The organism is Crystallibacter degradans, assembly GCF_012952295.1.
In the GTDB taxonomy this organism is placed as follows: Bacteria; Actinomycetota; Actinomycetes; order Actinomycetales; family Micrococcaceae; genus Crystallibacter; species Crystallibacter degradans.
On sequence record NZ_JABBCH010000007.1, the window covers coordinates 143,922 to 162,471 of the forward strand.

The following is an 18,550-nucleotide window of genomic DNA, read 5'->3' on the forward strand; positions in this document are numbered from 1 at the left end:
CCGTTTCTGGCGTTCCCACCAGACTTCAGTGCGGGAAGCTCTTCTCAGGCCTTGCCTGTCACTGCTCCGGTATCGGAACCCGCGCTGCAGGAAGGCTGGGAACGAAGGTGCCTAGCCTTCGCAGTCGGTGCAATAAGCATGGCTGCCCTGCTGCCTGGCGACCTGGGAGCGGTGCCGGACCAGGAAGCATGAGTAGCACGTGAATTCGTCGTCGGCCTGCGGGATGACCTGAACGTTGAGCTCTTCGGCGATGAACTCGCCGCCGGGAACACCGGCTCCGTCCAGGCCGTCGGCCTCGTCCAGTTCCATGGTGACACTGCGGGCGCCCGGTGCATTTGCGGACTGCACTGCCTCCAAGGACTTCTCTTGGGACTCTTTGACGTCGGCACGGACCTCGTCGTAATCGGTTGCCACTTAACTGGTTCTCTTTTCTCGAAGGGATGAATGCGGTACAACGTACAGCACCCCGCGAGTATTCCACAGTCGACGGCCGGGCAAAGCACGGGCTAGGGGCAGCACGGTGAAGCGCTGAAGCCGACTACTTGACTCCAGCGCCGCTTCCATCGACGCGGCTGCTGTCATGACGTAGTGAGCACGAGGTGCGAATTGACCCAGACCGTCCCGAATTGGCTGTGCACGCATTCAGCGCTGGAACGCCGGAAAAACGGGGGAGTGGACAGTGAAACGCAAAACGTTACATACCGAATGTTGACCAGGTCACACTGGTGCCATAGCGTTCGGTGTTGCACTGATATATCACCGCGCCGCAGGAAGTAGATATGCCACAACCGTCCCCCACCCAAGCCCACTTGGCCACCGTCGAGAAGACAAGCGTTTTTCGCGTCCTCACATACGCCGGTGCCATTGTCGCGTTCCTCATCGGCTCCGGATTCGCTACCGGCCAGGAAATCCTCCAGTACTTCACCTCTTACGGATACTGGGGTATCTTCGGGACCGGCATCCTGGTCCTGGTCCTCATGACGTATGTGGCGATTGAGTTCTTCACCGTCGGCCAGGCAAAGAAGTTCGAGCGGCCCTCGTTGATCTTCCACTACTACTGCGGCAAGCATCTGGGAACGTTCTTTGACTTCTTCTCGATCCTCTTCGTGTTCCTGAGCTTCACGGTGATGGTCGCCGGCGCCGGCGCCGTCTTCGAAGAGCACTACGGCCTGTCCAAGTACATCGGAGGCATCGGGCTGGCCCTAGCGGTTGGCATCAGCGTGTGGTTCGGCCTGAAGAGCTTGGTCGACGTCATCGGCAAGATCGGCCCCCTGATTGTCGTCATCGCGATCGCGCTCGGCATCGTGGGAATCGTGCAGAATCCGGGCGGGATCGCTGAGGGCAATGCACTGTTGCCCGGACTGGAGCTGACCCAAGCCTCGACGAACTGGTTTATGTCCGGCTTGTCCTATGTCGGCTTCTGCATGCTGTGGCTGGCTGCCTTCCTCACCGCGCTGGGCAAGACGGCGCGCAGCCGCAGGGAAGCCGCGGCGGGCGGCCTGGTCGGGGCGGTCGCCTTCTCGGTTGCCTGCATCATTGTCGGGCTGGGGTTGCTCGCGAACATCACCCGGGTCGGCGGCACGGAAATTCCGATGCTCGTTCTGGCCAGCGATGTTGGCCCGCTGCTCGCCTCCGGGATTTCGGTCATGATTCTTGCCGGCATCTATACGACGGCGGTCCCGTTGTTGTGGACGGTTTCATCGCGCTTCTTCGCCGACAAGACGCTCCGCTTCAAGTACCTGACTATCGCTCTTGCAGCAGTCGGGACAGTGATCGGCCTGATCCTGCCGTTCTCCCAGATGGTCAATATCGTGTACGTGATCAACGGCTACGTCGGCATCCTGCTGCTGGTCCTGATGCTGGTCAAGACAGGTACGAGGCTGATCAGCCGCCGGTCGATCTAACCGTCGCTACCTTGAGAGTTATGGCAGGGTGATGATCCGCCCGATCGAGGCGTGGGCAGGTTCAGCCTTCGCAGTCTGCGCAGTAGGCCACGGTGCCCTGCTGCCGGGCGATTTGTGAGCGGTGGCGGACGAGGAAACATGAGTAGCAGGTGAATTCGTCGTCGGCCTGCGGGATGACCTGAACGTTGAGTTCCTCGGTGATAAACTCCCCGCCTGGAACACCGGCTCCGTCCAGGCCGTCGGCCTCGTCCAGTTCCATGGTGACACTGCGAGCGCCCGGTGCATTTGCGGATTGCAGCGCCCCGAGGGACTTTTCCTGGGACTCTTTGACGTCAGGACGGACCTCGTCGTAATCGGTTGCCACTTAACTGGTTCTCTTTTCTTTCAGAGTTGGATGACGGCCGTACAACGTACAGCACCCCGCTTCTATTCCACAGTCAAAGGCCGTGATTTTTAGGCGGGCCGACCACGCCGAACTCACCTAGGTATCCGACGGCGGTTTCGGTGCCCACCAGCGTGGTGGGCGCAATCGGCCAGCGACGGGACTCGCATGCGGGAGGGGCACCCAAACAGCAGAGCTTATCGTGACGGTTTGAGTACCAATGCGGAGCCGCCCCCGCGCCTTACTGGCTCAGCGGCGGCGACCATGCTTCCGTCGGGCATGAACTCGATTGCGGTGGCCGCGCCGATCTCTGCCGCGGAGGTGAACGCGTCCCCGGCCGGCGTGAGCTTATGGCCGTAGGGTTTCAGCTGGTTTCCATAGGCGTCGATGAACGCCGGTTCGGCGGTGACGCTTGCGGCGTTTCGTTGCGACGCCCGCGGTGCCGCGATCGCTTCCGGTATGTCCATGCCGAGATCCACACGGTTCATGATCGTCTGCAGGACAGTCGTGATGATGGTGGAGCCGCCCGGTGATCCGAGTGCGAGGAAAGGCTCACCGTCCTCGAGGATGATGGTCGGCGACATTGAGGAGCGGGGCCGTTTCCCGGGCTCGATGCGGTTTGGGTCGGCGGGGTCATACACGGTGGAAAAGTCGGTTAGCTCGTTGTTGAGCAGGAATCCGCGGTCGGGCACCACGATGCCGGATCCGCCGGTCTGCTCGATCGTGAGCGTGTACTCGACCACGTTTCCCCACTTGTCTGCGACCGTCAGGTTGGTTGTCGAGATGTTCTCGGTGTCCTTCTCGTCGGCCGGGGCCGCAGCGGCAGCCGGGCACACGCCGTCGTACTCGGATACATCCCCGGGTGCGACGGGTTTCTCGGCTGCCTGCAGCGGATCGATCCGGCAGGCGCGTTCCTTGCCGAACAGGGGGTCCGTGAGGGCGGCGGTAGGGACGTCGACAAAGGCCGGGTCGCCGAGGTACTTGCCGCGGTCGGCGAAGGCAAGTGCGCTTGCCTCGAGGTAGTGGTGCAGGGCGCCGGGAACGGTCATCTCGGAAAGGTTGACCGTGTCCAGGATGTTCAGCGCTTCGCCGACGGTGGTGCCGCCGCTGCTCGAGGGCGCCATGCCGTAAACGTCCAGGCCGCGGTATTCCACGTGCGCAGGATCCTGGTCCAGGGCCTCGTATGCGGCCAGGTCCGCCGTCGTCATGTGGCCAACCGGGACGGGCAGAGCAGTTTCCTCGGTCTTTGGCGGATCCTGAACCGTGGCCGCAATTTCCTCCGCAAGCGGCCCATCGTAAAAGGCGTCCGTGCCATGTTTGGCGAGGAGCAGGTATGTTTTGGCTAGGTCGTGGTTCTTGAAGGTACTGCCGACGGCGGGTGCGTCGCCGTCGGGGAGGAAGAGGCTGCTCGTCGAGGTGAACGCCTCGAAGCGGATCTTGTTGTCAAGGGTCTGCTGGCGGAATGTTTCATCGACCTCGAAGCCGCGGCTGGCGACCTTGATGGCTGGCTTGAGCGCTTCACGGAGGCTCACGGTTCCCCAGCGGTCGAGAGCACGCTCCCAGGTCGCCGGCGTGCCGGGTACGCCCACGGAAACGCCGCTGGTGACGAGCTCCGGCGTGAAGGGGTAGGGCTCGCCGGTCTCCGGGTCGATGAAGGCGTCGTGCGGCATCGCCTCGGGTGCAGTCTCGCGGCCGTCGATTGAGCTGACCTCGCCGGTTTCCGCGTCGTAGAACATGAAGTAACCGCCACCGCCGATCCCGGCGCTGTACGGTTCAGTCACGCCGAGGGTCGCCGCTGCGGCTACGGCGGCGTCCACGGCATTGCCGCCCTTGCGGAGGACTCTAATCGCTGCGGCGGAAGCCTCCGGGTCGACGGTGCTGACTGCGCCGCCGTAACCCCTGGCGGTCGCGGTCTTGACGGGCTCGGTCGGGTCGGCGAATGCGGGGCTGGCAACGGCGCCGCTGGTTACGCTCATAACCAGGGCCGCCGTCAAGGCAGCGAACCGACGTCTCAGATGTGCCATGGTCACTCCGAATCGAGGTGATAGGAGTTGTCGATGGACGCCACGCTACTCCCTGCGGTCCGGCCACTCAATACTGCAGTGCCTCCCGAGGGCGGAGACCGCGGACTTTTGCGCTGAGCTCCGTCGCACCTTAAGATCCATGCCATCAAACGTGACACAGCCTGCGAAGCCCGTAGCCGTAATTCCCTTAGAACAGCGGCCAGGGCACCGCCGACATCTCACCGCTGCGAGCCGGAAACCGCCCTGCCACGCGCAACCGGGCGCAGCGCGCGGCGAGCGATACGATTTCTTCGGCGCTGAGCAGGTCCGCCAGGGTTCGGCCCAGCCCACCGTGCAGTCCTTCGCTGACACGATCGATGCCGTCGCGTTCCTCGGCGGTCAGAGCGTCTCCCAGCCACCCCCACAGCACCGTGCGCAGCTTGTGGTCACGGTGAAAGGTGAGCCCATGGTCCACGCCGTGCCGGTGTCCGTCCGTCATGGCAAGAATGTGGTCGCCTTTGCGGTCGGCGTTGTTGACGACGATGTCGAACACCGCCATGCGTCTGAGCGCTGGCGAGTCTTCGTGAACGAGGGCGAGCATCCGTCCGTTCTCATCTCGTCCCTCGAGAACGTGTTTCCAGCCCGTCTCCGGCATGTGGTCCGTCGCGACCAGGTTCACGGCGCTTTGGGCGGGGTCCTGCTCCTGCCAGAGCTGCACCATTCCTTCGCCCATCGGACCATCGCGCAGCCAGGTGTGCGGCACGACGTCCCAGCCGAAGGCCTGCGAGATCAGGTAGGCGGCCACCTCCCGGTGAGCCAGAGTGCCGTGGGGAAAATCCCACAGCGGACTTTCGCCTGCTATCGGCTTATAGACGACCACCACGTCGCCGATATTGCCCAGAAATGTAGCGTTTGAAGCCGTCGTGATGCGGCCGGTGAGCGTCAGCTCGGCGGTCACCAGGTCCGGCGCTGGCATCAGACCTCGGGGAGGGTGCAGATGTGCCCGTCGGCGTCTATGGGGTAACCGCAGAGCGAGCACGTCGGACGCCCGGCGCCCACGATCTCACGGGTGCGCCTGGCGAATGCGCGGGCGGTGCCGACCGGCATTCGCACCAGCAGCATTTCGGGCTCGTTAGCGCCGTCCTCATCAAGCGGTTCGTCGTTGTCATCAACATCGACATCGGTGATGGGGTGGGCCTCTATTACGACCTGCGCCGTGGTTGGGTCCCAACCTAAGCTCATGGTGCCGGTGCGGAACTGCTCCTGAACGGCCTCGAGCTGGTCATTGTCGACAAGTTCAATGGGAGTACTCGTGGGAACGCTGAAGGGGTTGCCCTCGAGAGTGATGAGCTGATCGAGGATCTCGTCGATTTTCTCGGCGAGCTGCGCTGACTGCTGCTTCTCGAGGGCGATGCTGACGATCTGCTTGCCAGTGCGTACCTGCAGGTAGAACGTGCGCGCCCCGGGAAGGCCGATGGTGCCGACGACGACGCGGTCAGGCCAGGCAAACTCATGAACAGTTGTAGGCATGGGACTATTTTAGGCTCATCCGGTTCGTGGAGCCGTGTGCCCTGCGCCACCGCCCACCGGTGCGTCGTCGGAATTGACGCTGTTGGTCAGCCACGACAGATCCCCGGCGTCGGTATTGGTTGCGTAGACGGTCGGCCGACTGGCCCCGTAGCGCACGATCGATACGGAGGCCGGGCCCACATTGATGCGCTGGAACAGGTCAAGGTGCATGCCTAGCGCGTCGGCGAGGATTGACTTGATGATGTCACCGTGGCTCACCGCCACCCACACGGTCCCTGGCCCGTACTCGGCTTCGAAGGCTGCATCGTGGCGTCGAATCGCTGCCACCGACCGGGCCTGCATCGCGGCCATGGATTCACCGCCGGGAAAGATGACGGCGGACGGTTGCGACTGCACAACCGGCCACAAATCCTCGGTCGCGAGATCACTGAGCGTGCGGCCCTGCCACTGGCCGTAATCGCACTCGGTGAGATCGAGATCGACCGGCGCGTACGTCGTGCCAGCCTGACGATCGAGGATGAGCTGGGCGGTCTGCTGACAACGCTCAAGAGGGCTCGACACCACCCCGACTACGGGCACCGCGGCGAGCCGGTCTCCGGTCCGCGCCGCTTGGTCGCGCCCGATCTGGTCCAGGCTGACGCCGACGGCCCGACCGGCCAGCAGTCCAGTGGCATTGGCTGTGGTGCGGCCGTGCCGCACGAGAATAACTGTCGCCATCCACCCAGCCTAACCACCCGCTCGATGGCGGTGTGAACCGTACCGGGTCGCGCGTCGAACAGGCAGATAAAGCACTGGCGGAACCCCTCAAGCACGCCGACGCGCTCAAAGCCGCCCAGACGGACTCGGCACGCATTGACCAACTCATGTCCTGTACCTGCTCCGCGTCGGGACGAGGGCCTCGTGAGTTCGGATATCGCCAATGGGGGACTGGCTCCCGACGCCGAAGTTCGCAGCTCGTGCAGATGCGGCTACGTCCCAGGGGCGCGTGTCTAAAGACTTCAGGCGGCGGCCGCGCTTAGGGGCAAGCTATGGATAGGGACCAGACCTGCGGGCTGGAAGGGCAGGCTTCGATCAACGAGCTGCTCGGCGTTACCCATATTCAGATGACGCTGCGGGCCGGGGGAATTCCGACTTCTGTCCTGACGCTGCGCATATCTCGTGCCAGTTACTGCCGTCATATGCGCCGTTATCAGCGTTGCGTTATATGCAAGGCGGCCGTGCTTCGCGATGGCCGCGTCGTTCCGACCGTCCTATGCGGTCAGAAGGAAAAGCTGCAACCGAAGCTCCGAATGCCGGAGCCACCCCGAGCTGGTTGTCGGGCGTAGTGAGCTCCTCAAGGAGTTCGAGACGCTTCTCCGCCGGCTTGCTCGTTGGCCGAATCGACCAATCGATGATTGTCACCGGATTGCGGGGTGTTGGGAAAACTGTTTTGCTCGGTGAGTTCCGGCAGATCGCGGACGATTTCAAATGGAAAGTCCTTGAGCTGGAAGCCAGCAAGCGCGTTGATAACCACTTTCGTCAGACGCTGTACTCCAAACTCAAGGCCTCGCTGTTCCAGGTGTATCCACGGGCGCGGTGGGGCGAGCGGGCTATGAACGCTGCACAGGTCCTGCAAACATTCAGTCTCACAGTTGACCCGACGACCGGTGCCCACACCCTTTCCCTGGACGTCGAACCTGCCGAGGGACTGGCACCAGTAACGCGCTGGTAACGCGCATAGCGGTTTGCTATGCGGGGCGCCGTCTAACAGGCAAGTGGCGCGCGCCGCCCGGCCCGGGGTGATGACGGAGGAAGGAAAGCCATTATGCTGATTGGCTCGGATCGAACGCGGCCGCCGGGTAGAAACCCGGTGCCCGCACCTGGGCAGCCGGACAAGGCGGGCCAAGGGGGTTCCCGGCGGGTAATCGGTGTGGACGTCGCCAGGGGGCTGGCCTTGGTCGGAATAATCATCGTCAATGTTTTTCCTCCGTCGGCCGGCGGCACTGCCACCGCGGAGTGGGCTGTCCTCGCAGGCCGGCCCGCGGCTCTCTTCGCGTTGATCGCGGGGATCTCCATCGCGCTGCTTACCGGCGGCAGGCGGACACCGGCAGGCCGTGCGATGACTGCGAACCGGGCCGGCCTGGCGCTGCGGGCGCTGTTGATCACCTCGATCGGCCTGCTGCTCGGCCCCACGGATACCACCGTCGCGATCATCCTGCCCTACTACGGGATCCTCTTCCTGCTGGCTGTCCCACTTCTGGGCCTGGGCCGGCGGACACTGCTGGGCCTGTCCGTTGTCTTCGCGGTCCTAGGGCCCGTGGCGATGCAACTGGTGCGTGCGAGCTGGCCGGATATGCCGCAAATCCAGGACGAATACTCGTTCTCTCTTGCCGCCGCCCAGCCCGGCGTCTTCCTCACCGACATGCTGCTCACCGGGTTTTATCCCGCCCTGCCATGGGTGGCGTACATCTGTGTGGGCATCGCGGTCGGACGCATGGACCTCACCTCCCGGAAGGTCGCGGCCGTCCTCCTGGCGGCCGGATCTGCTCTGGCCGCGTTCATGTGGCTGCTGTCGATGGTGCTGTTGGGCCCGGGCGGGGGCCTTAACCGGATCGTTGCCGCCACACCCCTGCTCAGCAGGGAGGAGATCAACTCCATCCTGATCTTCGGAGGCAATGTAGATACCTCCGCTGAGACGCTGCCGGCCACGACCGGGTGGTGGCTGGCCATCCTCTCTCCTTACACCTCCACGCCCGTCACTATCCTGCACACGCTCGGAATCGCGCTGGCCGCCCTGGGCGCCGTGCTGCTGCTCGTGCCGCTGCTGGGTGGTACCGCTGGCCCCCTGGCTGCAATGGGCTCGATGACGCTGACCCTCTATTCGGCCCACGTGATCGTCCTGGCTACCGAGATCCTGGACGAGAGCCGTCCCGTAATGTCCATCACCATCCAATGCATCGTGTTCCTGCTCGCCGCAGTACTGTGGCGCAACGCCATCGGGAAGGGCCCGCTCGAAAGCGTCGTAGCCGTTTCCACCGCCTGGCTCCGGACCCTGGTCCTCAACCGGGGGCGCCCCACCCGCCAGCCGGCGGATTAAGGCGATGCTGCGGCATGAAGGCCCGGGAGCGGAGCTGCGTCGGGCGAACGAAGTCCTTAAGAGGGATCAGCCGGTGGTCACCTGTACGTCGATGAGGACCGGGCCGTTGGCCTTCAGCGCTTTTTGGTACGCCTCCTCGAACTCCTCGCGGGTGCTCGTCCGCTGTGCGGGCACACCGTAGCCCTCGGCGATGGAGACAAAGTCGATGCCGCCGAGTTCCAAGCCCGGTATGTCCGGCGTGCCCATCCGCTGGGCGAAGCCGGCGAGGGCGCCGTAGCTGGAGTTGTTAACGATGACGAACACGGTCCGCGTATTCTGCTTTGCCGCGGTGTAGAGCGCGGTGATGCCGTAATTCGCGGAGCCGTCGCCTACGGTCGCCACGATCGTCTTCTCCGGGTCGCCGAGGGACATGCCGACCGCCACCGGCAGGCCGAATCCCAGACCGCCCGAGGCGGGGAAATGGTACATGCCCGGCCGGTCGATGGCGATACGCTCAAGGTAATCCAGGTCCAGGGTGGTGGTCTCGTTGACGTAGGCGACGGTGTCGTTCACGTGGGCATTCAACACCTCGAGAACTTCCGTGCCGGTCATGCCTTCCGGGGAGGTCCTAGCCGCAGGAAGCTCACGCGAGCCGGGCTCGCCGCGGCGCGTGCCCCGGTCGATTACGCCGTCGGCCAACGCCTTCGTGGCGCCCGCCACATCCGCGACGAAGGACCGACCGAACGGCGCGCGGGTCGCCTCGCGGGGGTCCTGGGTGATCTGCACAACGCGGATCCCGGCCTCGAGGTAGTTGCTCGGCTCCCAGCGGTGGTACCGGAAGACGGCAGCGCCGAGGACGAGGACGACGTCATGTCCGGCCAGACGGTCACGCACGGATTTAATGCCCGGAACGATGACACCCTCGAAGTTCGGGTGGGTGGTCGGGAAGGGACCCCGCGAGGGGGATGGGGCGACGTATACGGAGGCATCGGTCTTTTCCGCTAGGGACACCACGGCATCAAAGAGCGTGTGATCCTCAACGGCGGCGGCGTCCACTTGGGGGCCCACGACGAGCGCCAGCTTCTTCGCGCCGTCGACGGTGGCGATGAGTTCCTGTGCCATGTCGTCGGTGAGGCTGCCGGCGATGACCACCGAGCGCTCGGTGAGCAGGGCATCGTCGTCGAGGGCGGGTTCGGCCCAGTCATCAAGCGGGACGGAGACATAGACGGGCCCGCACGGCTGGGTAGAGGCTTCAAACACGGCCTGGGCGAGGGTCCGCGGCACGTCGGCAGCCGCGAGCGGCTCATGCGAGTACTTGACCAGCGGGGTCGGCAGGACTGAAGCATCCACGCTGGCCAGCATCGACTCTTGGCCGACGGTCCGCCGGACCTGCTGTCCGGCGAGGATGACCATCGGAATGTGGCCGTAGCAGGCGTTGGTCAGGGCGCCCATGGCGTTGCCCGACCCGGAGGCGGCATGCAGGTTGACCAGGGCAGGCCTGCCGGTGGCGCGGGCGTAGCCCTCGGCCATGCCAACGACGACCTGCTCGTGCAGTCCAAGAATGAAGTTGAAGCTCTCATCGAGGCCGGCGAGGAATGGAATCTCGTTGGATCCGGGGTTGCCGAAGATAGTGGTCACCCCCTGCGCGCGAAATATGTCCAGACTCGTCTCTAGAACCGTCTTGGTAGTAGCCACTCGTCAGCCTTCCTCAGATTTTCGTTATTCCGATGGTAGCTTCGGGACTGGCTTGGGCACGGGCAGTGGCGCCGCATCGAGGGGAAGCCACTCCCATTTATCGCCCGCCGGGCTCGAGCTCAGGAATGCACCGAGCCCGGCAATAAGCCTTGCCTGTCCGCGGTGTGGACTTGATGACCCGTACAGTGCTACTCCACGAGCTTGCCGGCTACAGAGTCGTCAGCGTCGGCCTCGGCTAGCGAGCGAAAGGAGTCCGGTGCGGGGGCCAGAGCCTCGAAGCTGACTCCTTCAGCTGGCGACCAGACGAAGTTGCCCTGCAGCGCCGGATCCTGCTGCGGGAAGTCCGCACGGTTGTGGCAGCCGCGCGTCTCACGCCGTTCCAGTGCGCATTCGAGCGTTGCGCGGGCCGCGAGGAGCGAGCCCAGCAGATCGTAGGCGTGGGCCAGGTCGTCAAACCCGGCGATGTCAGGGTGCGCGGTGACGTGCTGCGCGCGCTCTTCGAGGGCGGCCAGTTCGCGTAGGCCCTCCTGCAGTCCCTGCTCGGTGCGCACGACGCCGGCGTGCTCGGTCATCACGTTGCGCACTTCGCGCTGCAGGCGCCGCGCCGACTCGGTTCCGCGTTCACTGAGCAGGGACTGCATCTCGGTGCGGGCCAGACCCACGGCAGAGGGATCCCGGCGGACAGTTGTCCGGGAGGTGACGTACTCGGCGGCGTGCTCTCCGGTGATTCGCCCGTAGACGAGCAGCTCTATCAGCGAGTTCCCGCCCAGACGGTTGGCGCCATGCAGGCCTGAGGAAGCTTCACCGATCGCGTACAGCCCGTCCACGCCCGTACCGTGATCCTCCGGGGCTACCCAAACCCCGCCCATGGAGTAGTGGGCGGTCGGAGCGATCTCCATTTTCGTTGTGGTGATATCGAGCATTTGCAGGTCGATCAGGGTGCGGTAGACGCGCGGCAGCTTCTGCAGGATGACTTCCCGGGGCAGGTGGGAGACGTCCAGGTAAACGCCTCCTTTCCCGGTTCCCCGGCCCGCGGTGATCTCGGTGTATCCGGCCAGGGCAACCCGGTCACGGGTGGAAAGTTCCATGCGCTCGGGGTCGTAGCGCTCCATGTATCGCTCACCCAGTGCATTGGTGAGGATGCCGCCTTCTCCGCGCGCTGCCTCGGAAACGAGGGTGCCGGCGGCGTCGTCGGGTTCCAGCAGTCCGGAGGGGTGGAACTGGACCAGCTCGGCGTCCCGGATCCGGGCACCGGCCAGAGCGGCCAGGCGGAAGGAGTCCCCGGTGTTCTCGTCACGTCGGGAGGAGGTATGGCGCCAGATGCGTGTGTGCCCGCCGGCTGCCAGGATCACCGCATCGGCATGGATCTGCACGGGTGTGCCGTCCACAATGTCGAATCCGTAGGCGCCGAAGACCGTGCCGTCGGTCACCAGGAGGCGGGTGATGTAGATGCTGTCGATGATCTGCACATCCAGCTCGGCCGCGCGGCGCATCAGGGTGCGTTGGATTTCCAAACCAGTGTAGTCACCGGCGTAAGCGGTGCGGCGGTACTTATGAGCGCCGAAGAAGCGCTGTGAAATCCGCCCGTCCTCTTCCCGGGCGAAGGGCATACCCCATTTCTCCAGATCCCCGATTCCGTCGGCGGCGTTGCGCGCCACGGTCTCGACGATGGCCGGGTCAGCCAGGAAATAGGACTCGCGCAAGGTGTCGGCGGCGTGCTGCTGCCAGCTGTCCTCGGGGTCCATCGTGCCCAGGGCGGCGTTGATGCCGCCAGCTGCCAAGGTGGTGTGAGCATCGTGCTTGCGCCGCTTGCCCACCGCCAATACCTGGACCCCGCGCTGGGCCAGTTCGATCGAAGCCCGTAGTCCGGCACCACCGGTACCGATGACGAGGACGGAGGTGGACATCAGTCGTTCAGTGGAATGCTGTGTGCTCATATCGACCATGCTAGGAAGCCGGGTATGATGAGTCCAATGCATTGTTTTACTCATTGTGATGCACAAAGGCTATAATGAAACTCGAGCAATTATCTTCCTTCGAGGCCGTGGCGCGGATGGGCCACTTCACTCGGGCTGCCGAGGAGCTCTTCCTCGCCCAACCCTCACTGAGCCGGCAAATCGCTGCTCTGGAGGCTGACCTAGGCACTAAGCTCTTCCGTCGTGGACCGGCGGGGGTGACGCTGACCGACGCAGGGGAGGTGCTGTTGCCCATCGCCCGGCGGATGCTCGCCGACGCGCGGTTTGCCCGCGAGCAGATGGACGAGCTGGCCGGCCTCCGCCGCGGTCATGTCCGGCTCGGTGCTCCGCCGACTCTCTGCGTTTCACTGGTCTCCGATGTACTCGCAGCTTTCCGGGCCGCACACCCTGGAGTGGACCTGCACATCACCGAGGCAGGCTCGCGCTCACTGGTGGACGCCCTGAACGAGAACGCACTGGACCTGGCCCTGATGGTCACCCGTGGCACGGAACCGTCCGTGCCGGGCACCGAACTGATCCCCCTGCTTTCCGAGGAACTGGTGGTGATCTCAGCCGCAGGCTCACCGCTGCCACAACAGGCGCGGGAGCAACAGGGCGGAAACCGGACCCCGACCGAGATCACACTGGCGGAACTGGCGCAGATCCCGCAGGTCGCGTTCAACCGCAGCTACGACCTGCGCCTGGCCACCGACGCCGCATTCTCCGCCAGCGGACTTACCCCGACGATCGCCGTCGAAGGCGCAGAAATGGACGCCGTACTCCGGTTCGCAGAGAGGGGGCTGGGAGTGGCCGTCGTCCCGGCTATGGTGGTCATCGACCGCCCCGGGCTGCACAGCACGCGACTGGTAAGCCCCCAACTGACCCGAACCGTCAACTTGGCCCGGCGCACCGACGTCGAACCCTCAGCTGCGGCCGCCGCCATGCAGCGGTTCGTCTTCGATACCGTGGACCGGCTCACCGCTCCCGGCACGGATCTCGCGCGCCTGGTGACGGCCGTACCGCGAAACCGGTAAGGGCCGCCGAGCCAGGAGATGCTTACCGGGCCAGCAGCAGATCCGCGCCGACGGCGGGCACGCGGCCTGCGTCCTTCAGCGCCAGGTAAATCCGGTCCCGCGTTAACGGCAGCGAGGTGAAGCGGATGCCGGTGGCCGCCCGGAGGGCATTGGCGAGGGCCGGCGCCACCGGGTTGAAGGGGCTTTCGCTCATGGACTTGGCGCCGAGCGGGCCGAGCTTGTCGGAGGTGCGGGCGAAGTACACTTCGCTACGGGGTACGTCCGCGAAGGCGGGGATATGGTACTGGCGCAGGATATCGGTGGTGACCGCGCCGCCGTCGTCAATCCGGACTTCTTCGTAGAGCGCGGCTCCGAGTGCCTGCGCGATTCCGCCTTCGATCTGACCACGGCACTGGCGGGGATTGACGACGACGCCGGCGTCCGCGGCCTGCACGCTCTGCAGGATGGCCAGCTCGCCGGTAGCGGAGTTCACGGCCACGCGGAAACCCTGCACGTTGAACGCGACCGACCGCGGAGTGCCGCCCCAGCGGCCCTCGGCCTGCAGCGACACGGAACGTTCCGCGGCGGCTTCGGCCAGCTGCGCGAAGGTCAGCAGCTGCCCGGCGCAGTCCACGCCGTCCGCGACAGGCACACAGTCCTCGGCCGGCACGCCGCTCAGCTCGGCGGCGAAGGAACGCACCAGTCCGGCGAGCTCCTGTGCCGCGGCCAGCGTCGCCTTGCCCGCCACCACCGTGCCCGTGGAACCGAAGGCACCCGAATCGTGCTCGGTCAGCCGCGTGTCCGACTGGCGGACCCGCACGGCAGCAGGGGAGGCGCCGAGGGCCTGCGCGGCGAGCTGGGCGTGCACCGTGGTGGTGCCGTTGCCGAATTCCGCCGTGCCCACGTCCAGCCGGTAGCCGTCCGCGGTCAGGGCGATGATGCTGTGCGCGTAGTGCCCGCGCGGTGGCACAGTGTCGATCATCGACAGTGCGGTACCTTCGCCGACCAGCCACTCAGGTCCCAGGTCTTCGCCGCCGGCGCCGCGCTCGCGGCCCCGGTCCAGCGCGCCGCGGACCAGGTCCACGCACTGGTCCAGACCGTAGCTGCCGAAGAGCACGTCCGCTTCCGGTTCGCTGTGCAGGGACAGCATGTCGTCGCCGTGGCGGATCATGTTGCGCCGCTTGAACTCCAGCGGGTCCACGCCCAGCTGGACGGCGAGCTCGTCCAGTGCGGACTCCACCGCGAAGATCATCTGGCTCAAGCCGTAGCCGCGGAACGCACCGGAGGGAACCGTGTTGGTGTAGACGGTGCGGGCGTCCACCTTCTTCGCCGTGCAGCGGTAGACCGCGATCGACTCGCCGCAGCCGTGGAACATTACGCCGGGGGCGTGGTTCCCGTAGGCCCCGGTGTTGACGGTGGCGTCCATTGCAAGCGCGGTGAGCGTGCCGTCCCTGCGGGCGCCGGCCCGGACCCGGATGGTGAACGGGTGCCGGGTAGTGGTGGCGGTGAACTGCTCGGTCCGGGTCAGCTCCAGCTGCACCGGCCGGCCCAGCTTCAGCGCCGCCAGCGCCACGATGTCCTCCGTGAGCATCTCCTGCTTGCCGCCGAAGCCGCCGCCCACCCTGCCGGCCACCACGCGGACCTTTTCCTGCGGCAGCGCGAAAACCCGGGCGAGCGTGCGCCTGACCAGGAACGGGACCTGCGTGGAGGAACGCACGGCCAGGCTGCCGTCGGCCTCGGTCCAGGCGATGGCGCTGTGCGTCTCCAGCGCCACATGCTGCACGCGCTGGGTCACGTACGTCTCTTCATGTACGACGTCGGCGTTGTCCAGCGCCGCGGCAACGTCACCGATTTCGGTGTGTACTTCGGCGACGATGTTCCGCTCCGGAACGGCAATGCGGGAATCTTCCGGCTTGTCGGCGTGCAGCAGCGGCGCGCCGGGTTCCATCGCGGCCTCGGGCTCGAAGACTGCGGGCAGCACCTCGTAATCGACCTCCAGTGCACGGACTCCGGCTTCGGCCGCGGCCACAGTTTCGGCCACGACGGCGGCCACCCGCTGGCCCTTGAAGCGAACGACGTCGTCGAGCACCCGGGTATCGTCCGGGTCATCCGTGTACAGCTCGTGCTGCGCGGTGGAGAACAGCTGGGCCGGCGCATCCTTATGCGTGAAGACAGCGACGACGCCGGGGACCGCCAGCGCCGCGCGGGTATCGATCGCCCGGATGCGGGCATGGGCATGCGGCGAACGGGCCAGCTTCAGGTGCAGCAGGCCGGGGAACTCGTCGGCGGGTACGTCCAAGGTGTAGCGGGCGGTGCCGGTGACAACGAGGGGAGCTGCCGGGGCGGGGGTGTCCGCGCCGACCGCTGCCGGTGCAGGTGTGGCCGCCGTGCCGTCGTTGCCCAGCACGGCGTCTTCGATGGCGCGGTAGCCGGTGCAACGGCAGAGGTTGCCCTTCAGATTCCGCGGCAGGTTCCGCTTCTGTTCGTCGCTGAACGTTGCCGCGGTCATGATCATGCCGGCGGTGCAGAAACCGCACTGGAAGCCCTGGGCCTTGAGGAACTGCTGCTGCATCGGGTGCAGGTCTTCCCCGGCCACGTCCGGCAGCCCCTCGATGGTGGTGATGGAGCGGCCCTCGGCGCGCACGGCGGGGTAAATGCAGCTGTGCACCGGGACGCCGTCGACATGTACGGTGCAGGCGCCGCAGTCGCCGCCGTCGCATCCCTTTTTCACGCCCTGCATGCCCTCTTCGCGCAGGAAGGTGCGCAGGCACTGGCCCGGCCGCGGGCTGTTGGCGTGCGTTTCCCCATTGATGTCCATTGCCATGTCAGGCACTCCTTCCCATGAGCAGCTCAGCGCGGATTTCCTCGGCCAGCCGGTAGGTCATATCCCGGCGCCATTGCGGCAGGCCGTGGATGTCGTCGTGGTACAGCTCCGGGGCGATGGCAGCATTCAGTGCGGCCTTCAATTCCCCGCGATCAGGGTGTTCGGCGGCGTCGAAGCGCAGTTGCACCGGCCGCTTGGTGGATGCGGTGACGGTCAGCACCAGGGTTTCGTCGGGATCCAGCCGGCCGATCAGCAGGACGCCGGAGCGGCCCAGATTGCTCAGTGACAGGCGGCGGAAGGCCGTTCTGGCTGCCAGCGCGCTCGCCGGCAGCCGGATGCTGCGCAGCAGTTCGCCCGGCAGCAGCGCGTTGGTCGCGTCGCCCGTGACCAGTTCGGCGACCGGCAGCTCGCGGTGGGAGCCGTGCGGCCCGAGGATGCTGGCGGTGCCGTCCAGCCCTGCGCACAATGAGGTCATCGGTCCGGCCGGCAGCGAGGTGCAGATGTTGCCGCCCACCGTGGACATGTTCCAGATCTTGAAGGAAGCCACGAAGGAATCACAGCAGGGACGCACCAGATCCAGCGCCGGCCACTTGTCCACCAGCCTGTCGGCGCCGTCGGTTCCGATTGTGCCGGCGTGGACCGGTGAGTCCGGCAGTTCGTAGAGGGTAGCTACGAGACAGGTGGCAGCCAGTTCGATTCCGTCGTCGTTGACAGTGATCGGTTCCCAACCTGCCGAGCCAAGGTCCAGCAGCCGGCGCAAGGTGGAGCTGCCGTAGGAAAACAGCACGGTTCCGCCGGCGAGCCAGGCATCTCCTTCGCGCCAGTCGCCTGGATCCGTGGTGGGAACCACGGCCTCGATAGTGTTCATGTCCATGGAGGGACTCCTAGATAAATACGTAACGTTAGGGTCTGCCGCTGAGCGCGAAAGAGGCGCTGTGCGCAGAACCGATGGTTTCCGGAACGCGTTCGTGCGCGGATCCGAGGGTGTGGATGAGGGCATCGCTGCTGACGGGCAGGTTGCTGTGGATCGGCCCGTTGCGCCGGGACAGGGGGAGTCCCGTGGCAGCCGGGTTGCGCGAGGCAATGATGTGGGCGGTGATCGACACTGCCACCTCGGCGGGGGTGACGGCCTGCAGGTCCAGGCCGATCGGCGAATGCAGCCGGGCCAGTGCCTGCGATGCCACGCCCTCCGCCAGCAGGGCCTGCACCCGCTGGGCATGGCTGCGCTGCGAACCCATGGCACCCAGGTAGGCCAGGTCCAGTTCCAGTGCCGTGCGCAGCAGCGGGATGTCGAACTTGGCATCGTGCGTGAGGACGCAGACCACAGTCCGGGCGTCGATCCGGCCGGCAGCGGCCTCGCCGGCCAGATACCGGTGCGGCCAGTCGCAGACCACTTCGTCTGCTGCCCGGAACCGCCGCTGCTGGGTAAAGGCCGGCCGGGCATCGCACAGCGTCACCCGGTAGCCGAGCAGCTTCGCGGCCGGCAGCAGGGCCTCGCTGAAATTGTTGGCGCCGAAGACCAGCAGCCGCGGTGGCGGCAGCCGGGTCTCCACGAGCAGCGCCGGCGGTTGGTCCCCGCACTCCGCTTCCGAGGGCGACAGCCGCAGTAGGCCGCTGACCCCCTGCCGGAGCAACCCCGCGAGCTGCACGCCCGCGGACCGGGCCGCGGAGGTAGATCCGGTCAGGGACTCCAGCTCGTCCGCATGGTCTCCGGGCAGGAAATGCTGCGGGTCGGGCACGAGAACCGCGCCGCTGCCGCCGGCATCGATGCACCGCACCACGGCCAGCGGCTCCTGGGGCCCGGACGCCGCCAGCCGGGTGAGCGCGGCACCCAGCCGCGCCCCGCCGTCGTCGTTAGTTGTTGCTTTTACCGGCTGGAGGCGGACGTCCAGCTCGCCGCCGCAGGTCAACCCGACGGCGAACGCGTCCTCGGGGCGGTAGCCGAAATGCTCCGTCCGCGGCCGCTGGTCCGCAATGGTGTCCAGCGCCGCAGCCACAATGGCGCCCTCTACGCATCCGCCGGAGAGCGAGCCGAGCACGCTGCCGCTGCAGGAGACCAGCATGGAGGTGCCTACCGGGCAGGGAACGGAACCGCTGGCGGCAATGACGGTGGCCACGGCGTAGTTGTCCCCGGCCGCATCCAGCCAGGCGCCGAGCTCTGCACCGAGATTCAGCATTGGTTTGTCCTT

The 18,550-nt window shown here is 65.8% G+C and carries 15 protein-coding genes; 4 read left to right on the plus strand and 11 right to left on the minus strand.

Annotated elements, in window-relative coordinates; translation table 11 throughout:
• Nucleotides 1–111: 111 nt before the first annotated feature.
• On the minus strand, nucleotides 112–414 hold the full coding sequence (locus tag HGO92_RS13265) for a DUF4193 family protein (RefSeq protein ID WP_169995534.1): 303 nt from the start codon (nucleotides 412–414) through the stop codon (nucleotides 112–114).
• A 365-nt stretch (nucleotides 415–779) separates the two neighbouring features.
• Between HGO92_RS13265 and HGO92_RS13270 the strand changes: the two genes are divergently transcribed.
• Nucleotides 780–1,904 carry a YkvI family membrane protein gene (locus tag HGO92_RS13270; protein ID WP_169995536.1) on the plus strand — a complete coding sequence of 375 codons (1,125 nt, stop codon included), beginning with the start codon at nucleotides 780–782 and terminating at the stop codon, nucleotides 1,902–1,904.
• Nucleotides 1,905–1,965: 61 nt separating this feature from the next.
• On the opposite strand, the gene HGO92_RS13275 is transcribed toward HGO92_RS13270, so the two are convergent.
• The 5 genes from HGO92_RS13275 to HGO92_RS13295 all read right to left on the minus strand — a co-directional run bounded on the left by HGO92_RS13275 (nucleotide 1,966) and on the right by HGO92_RS13295 (nucleotide 6,536).
• A complete protein-coding gene (locus tag HGO92_RS13275; protein WP_169995538.1) occupies nucleotides 1,966–2,268 on the minus strand; it encodes a DUF4193 family protein in 303 nt (100 codons plus the stop codon).
• Between the two features lie 215 nt (nucleotides 2,269–2,483).
• Nucleotides 2,484–4,310, minus strand: a complete 1,827-nt coding sequence (gene ggt, locus HGO92_RS13280) for a gamma-glutamyltransferase (protein WP_169995540.1) — start codon at nucleotides 4,308–4,310, stop codon at nucleotides 2,484–2,486.
• Between the two features lie 187 nt (nucleotides 4,311–4,497).
• Entirely contained in the window at nucleotides 4,498–5,265 is a 768-nt protein-coding gene (locus HGO92_RS13285; RefSeq protein ID WP_169995542.1) for an SCO1664 family protein, read from the minus strand.
• Nucleotides 5,265–5,819 carry a DUF3090 domain-containing protein gene (locus HGO92_RS13290; protein ID WP_169995544.1) on the minus strand — a complete coding sequence of 185 codons (555 nt, stop codon included), beginning with the start codon at nucleotides 5,817–5,819 and terminating at the stop codon, nucleotides 5,265–5,267. The genes HGO92_RS13285 and HGO92_RS13290 overlap by 1 nt, the downstream gene beginning before the upstream one ends.
• A gap of 15 nt (nucleotides 5,820–5,834) precedes the next feature.
• Entirely contained in the window at nucleotides 5,835–6,536 is a 702-nt protein-coding gene (locus tag HGO92_RS13295; protein ID WP_169995546.1) for an MSMEG_4193 family putative phosphomutase, read from the minus strand.
• Nucleotides 6,537–7,209: 673 nt separating this feature from the next.
• Between HGO92_RS13295 and HGO92_RS13300 the strand changes: the two genes are divergently transcribed.
• Together HGO92_RS13300 and HGO92_RS13305 are read left to right on the plus strand one after the other, a co-directional pair.
• Nucleotides 7,210–7,530: a hypothetical protein gene (locus tag HGO92_RS13300; RefSeq protein WP_169995548.1), complete on the plus strand. Its 321-nt coding sequence runs from the start codon at nucleotides 7,210–7,212 to the stop codon at nucleotides 7,528–7,530.
• Between the two features lie 93 nt (nucleotides 7,531–7,623).
• Nucleotides 7,624–8,895: a heparan-alpha-glucosaminide N-acetyltransferase domain-containing protein gene (locus HGO92_RS13305; protein WP_169995550.1), complete on the plus strand. Its 1,272-nt coding sequence runs from the start codon at nucleotides 7,624–7,626 to the stop codon at nucleotides 8,893–8,895.
• Between the two features lie 66 nt (nucleotides 8,896–8,961).
• Here HGO92_RS13305 and mdlC read toward each other — a convergent pair whose 3' ends face one another.
• Nucleotides 8,962–10,569, minus strand: coding sequence for a benzoylformate decarboxylase (gene mdlC, locus HGO92_RS13310; RefSeq protein ID WP_169995552.1), 1,608 nt, complete (start codon nucleotides 10,567–10,569; stop codon nucleotides 8,962–8,964).
• 188 nt (nucleotides 10,570–10,757) lie between these two features.
• A complete protein-coding gene (locus HGO92_RS13315; RefSeq protein ID WP_169995554.1) occupies nucleotides 10,758–12,506 on the minus strand; it encodes an FAD-binding protein in 1,749 nt (582 codons plus the stop codon).
• Nucleotides 12,507–12,580: 74 nt separating this feature from the next.
• Here HGO92_RS13315 and HGO92_RS13320 point away from each other — a divergent pair, with 74 nt between their 5' ends.
• Nucleotides 12,581–13,558, plus strand: a complete 978-nt coding sequence (locus HGO92_RS13320) for a LysR family transcriptional regulator (protein WP_169995556.1) — start codon at nucleotides 12,581–12,583, stop codon at nucleotides 13,556–13,558.
• A gap of 22 nt (nucleotides 13,559–13,580) precedes the next feature.
• On the opposite strand, the gene HGO92_RS13325 is transcribed toward HGO92_RS13320, so the two are convergent.
• From HGO92_RS13325 to HGO92_RS13335, 3 genes are read right to left on the minus strand one after another with little or no spacing between them, the layout of a single operon-like run.
• Nucleotides 13,581–16,361, minus strand: coding sequence for a molybdopterin-dependent oxidoreductase (locus tag HGO92_RS13325; RefSeq protein WP_169995558.1), 2,781 nt, complete (start codon nucleotides 16,359–16,361; stop codon nucleotides 13,581–13,583).
• Nucleotide 16,362: 1 nt separating this feature from the next.
• Complete coding sequence (locus tag HGO92_RS13330) at nucleotides 16,363–17,235, minus strand: FAD binding domain-containing protein (protein ID WP_169995560.1); 873 nt, start codon at nucleotides 17,233–17,235, stop codon at nucleotides 16,363–16,365.
• 28 nt (nucleotides 17,236–17,263) lie between these two features.
• Nucleotides 17,264–18,538, minus strand: a complete 1,275-nt coding sequence (locus HGO92_RS13335) for an XdhC family protein (RefSeq protein ID WP_169995562.1) — start codon at nucleotides 18,536–18,538, stop codon at nucleotides 17,264–17,266.
• Nucleotides 18,539–18,550: the final 12 nt, after the last annotated feature.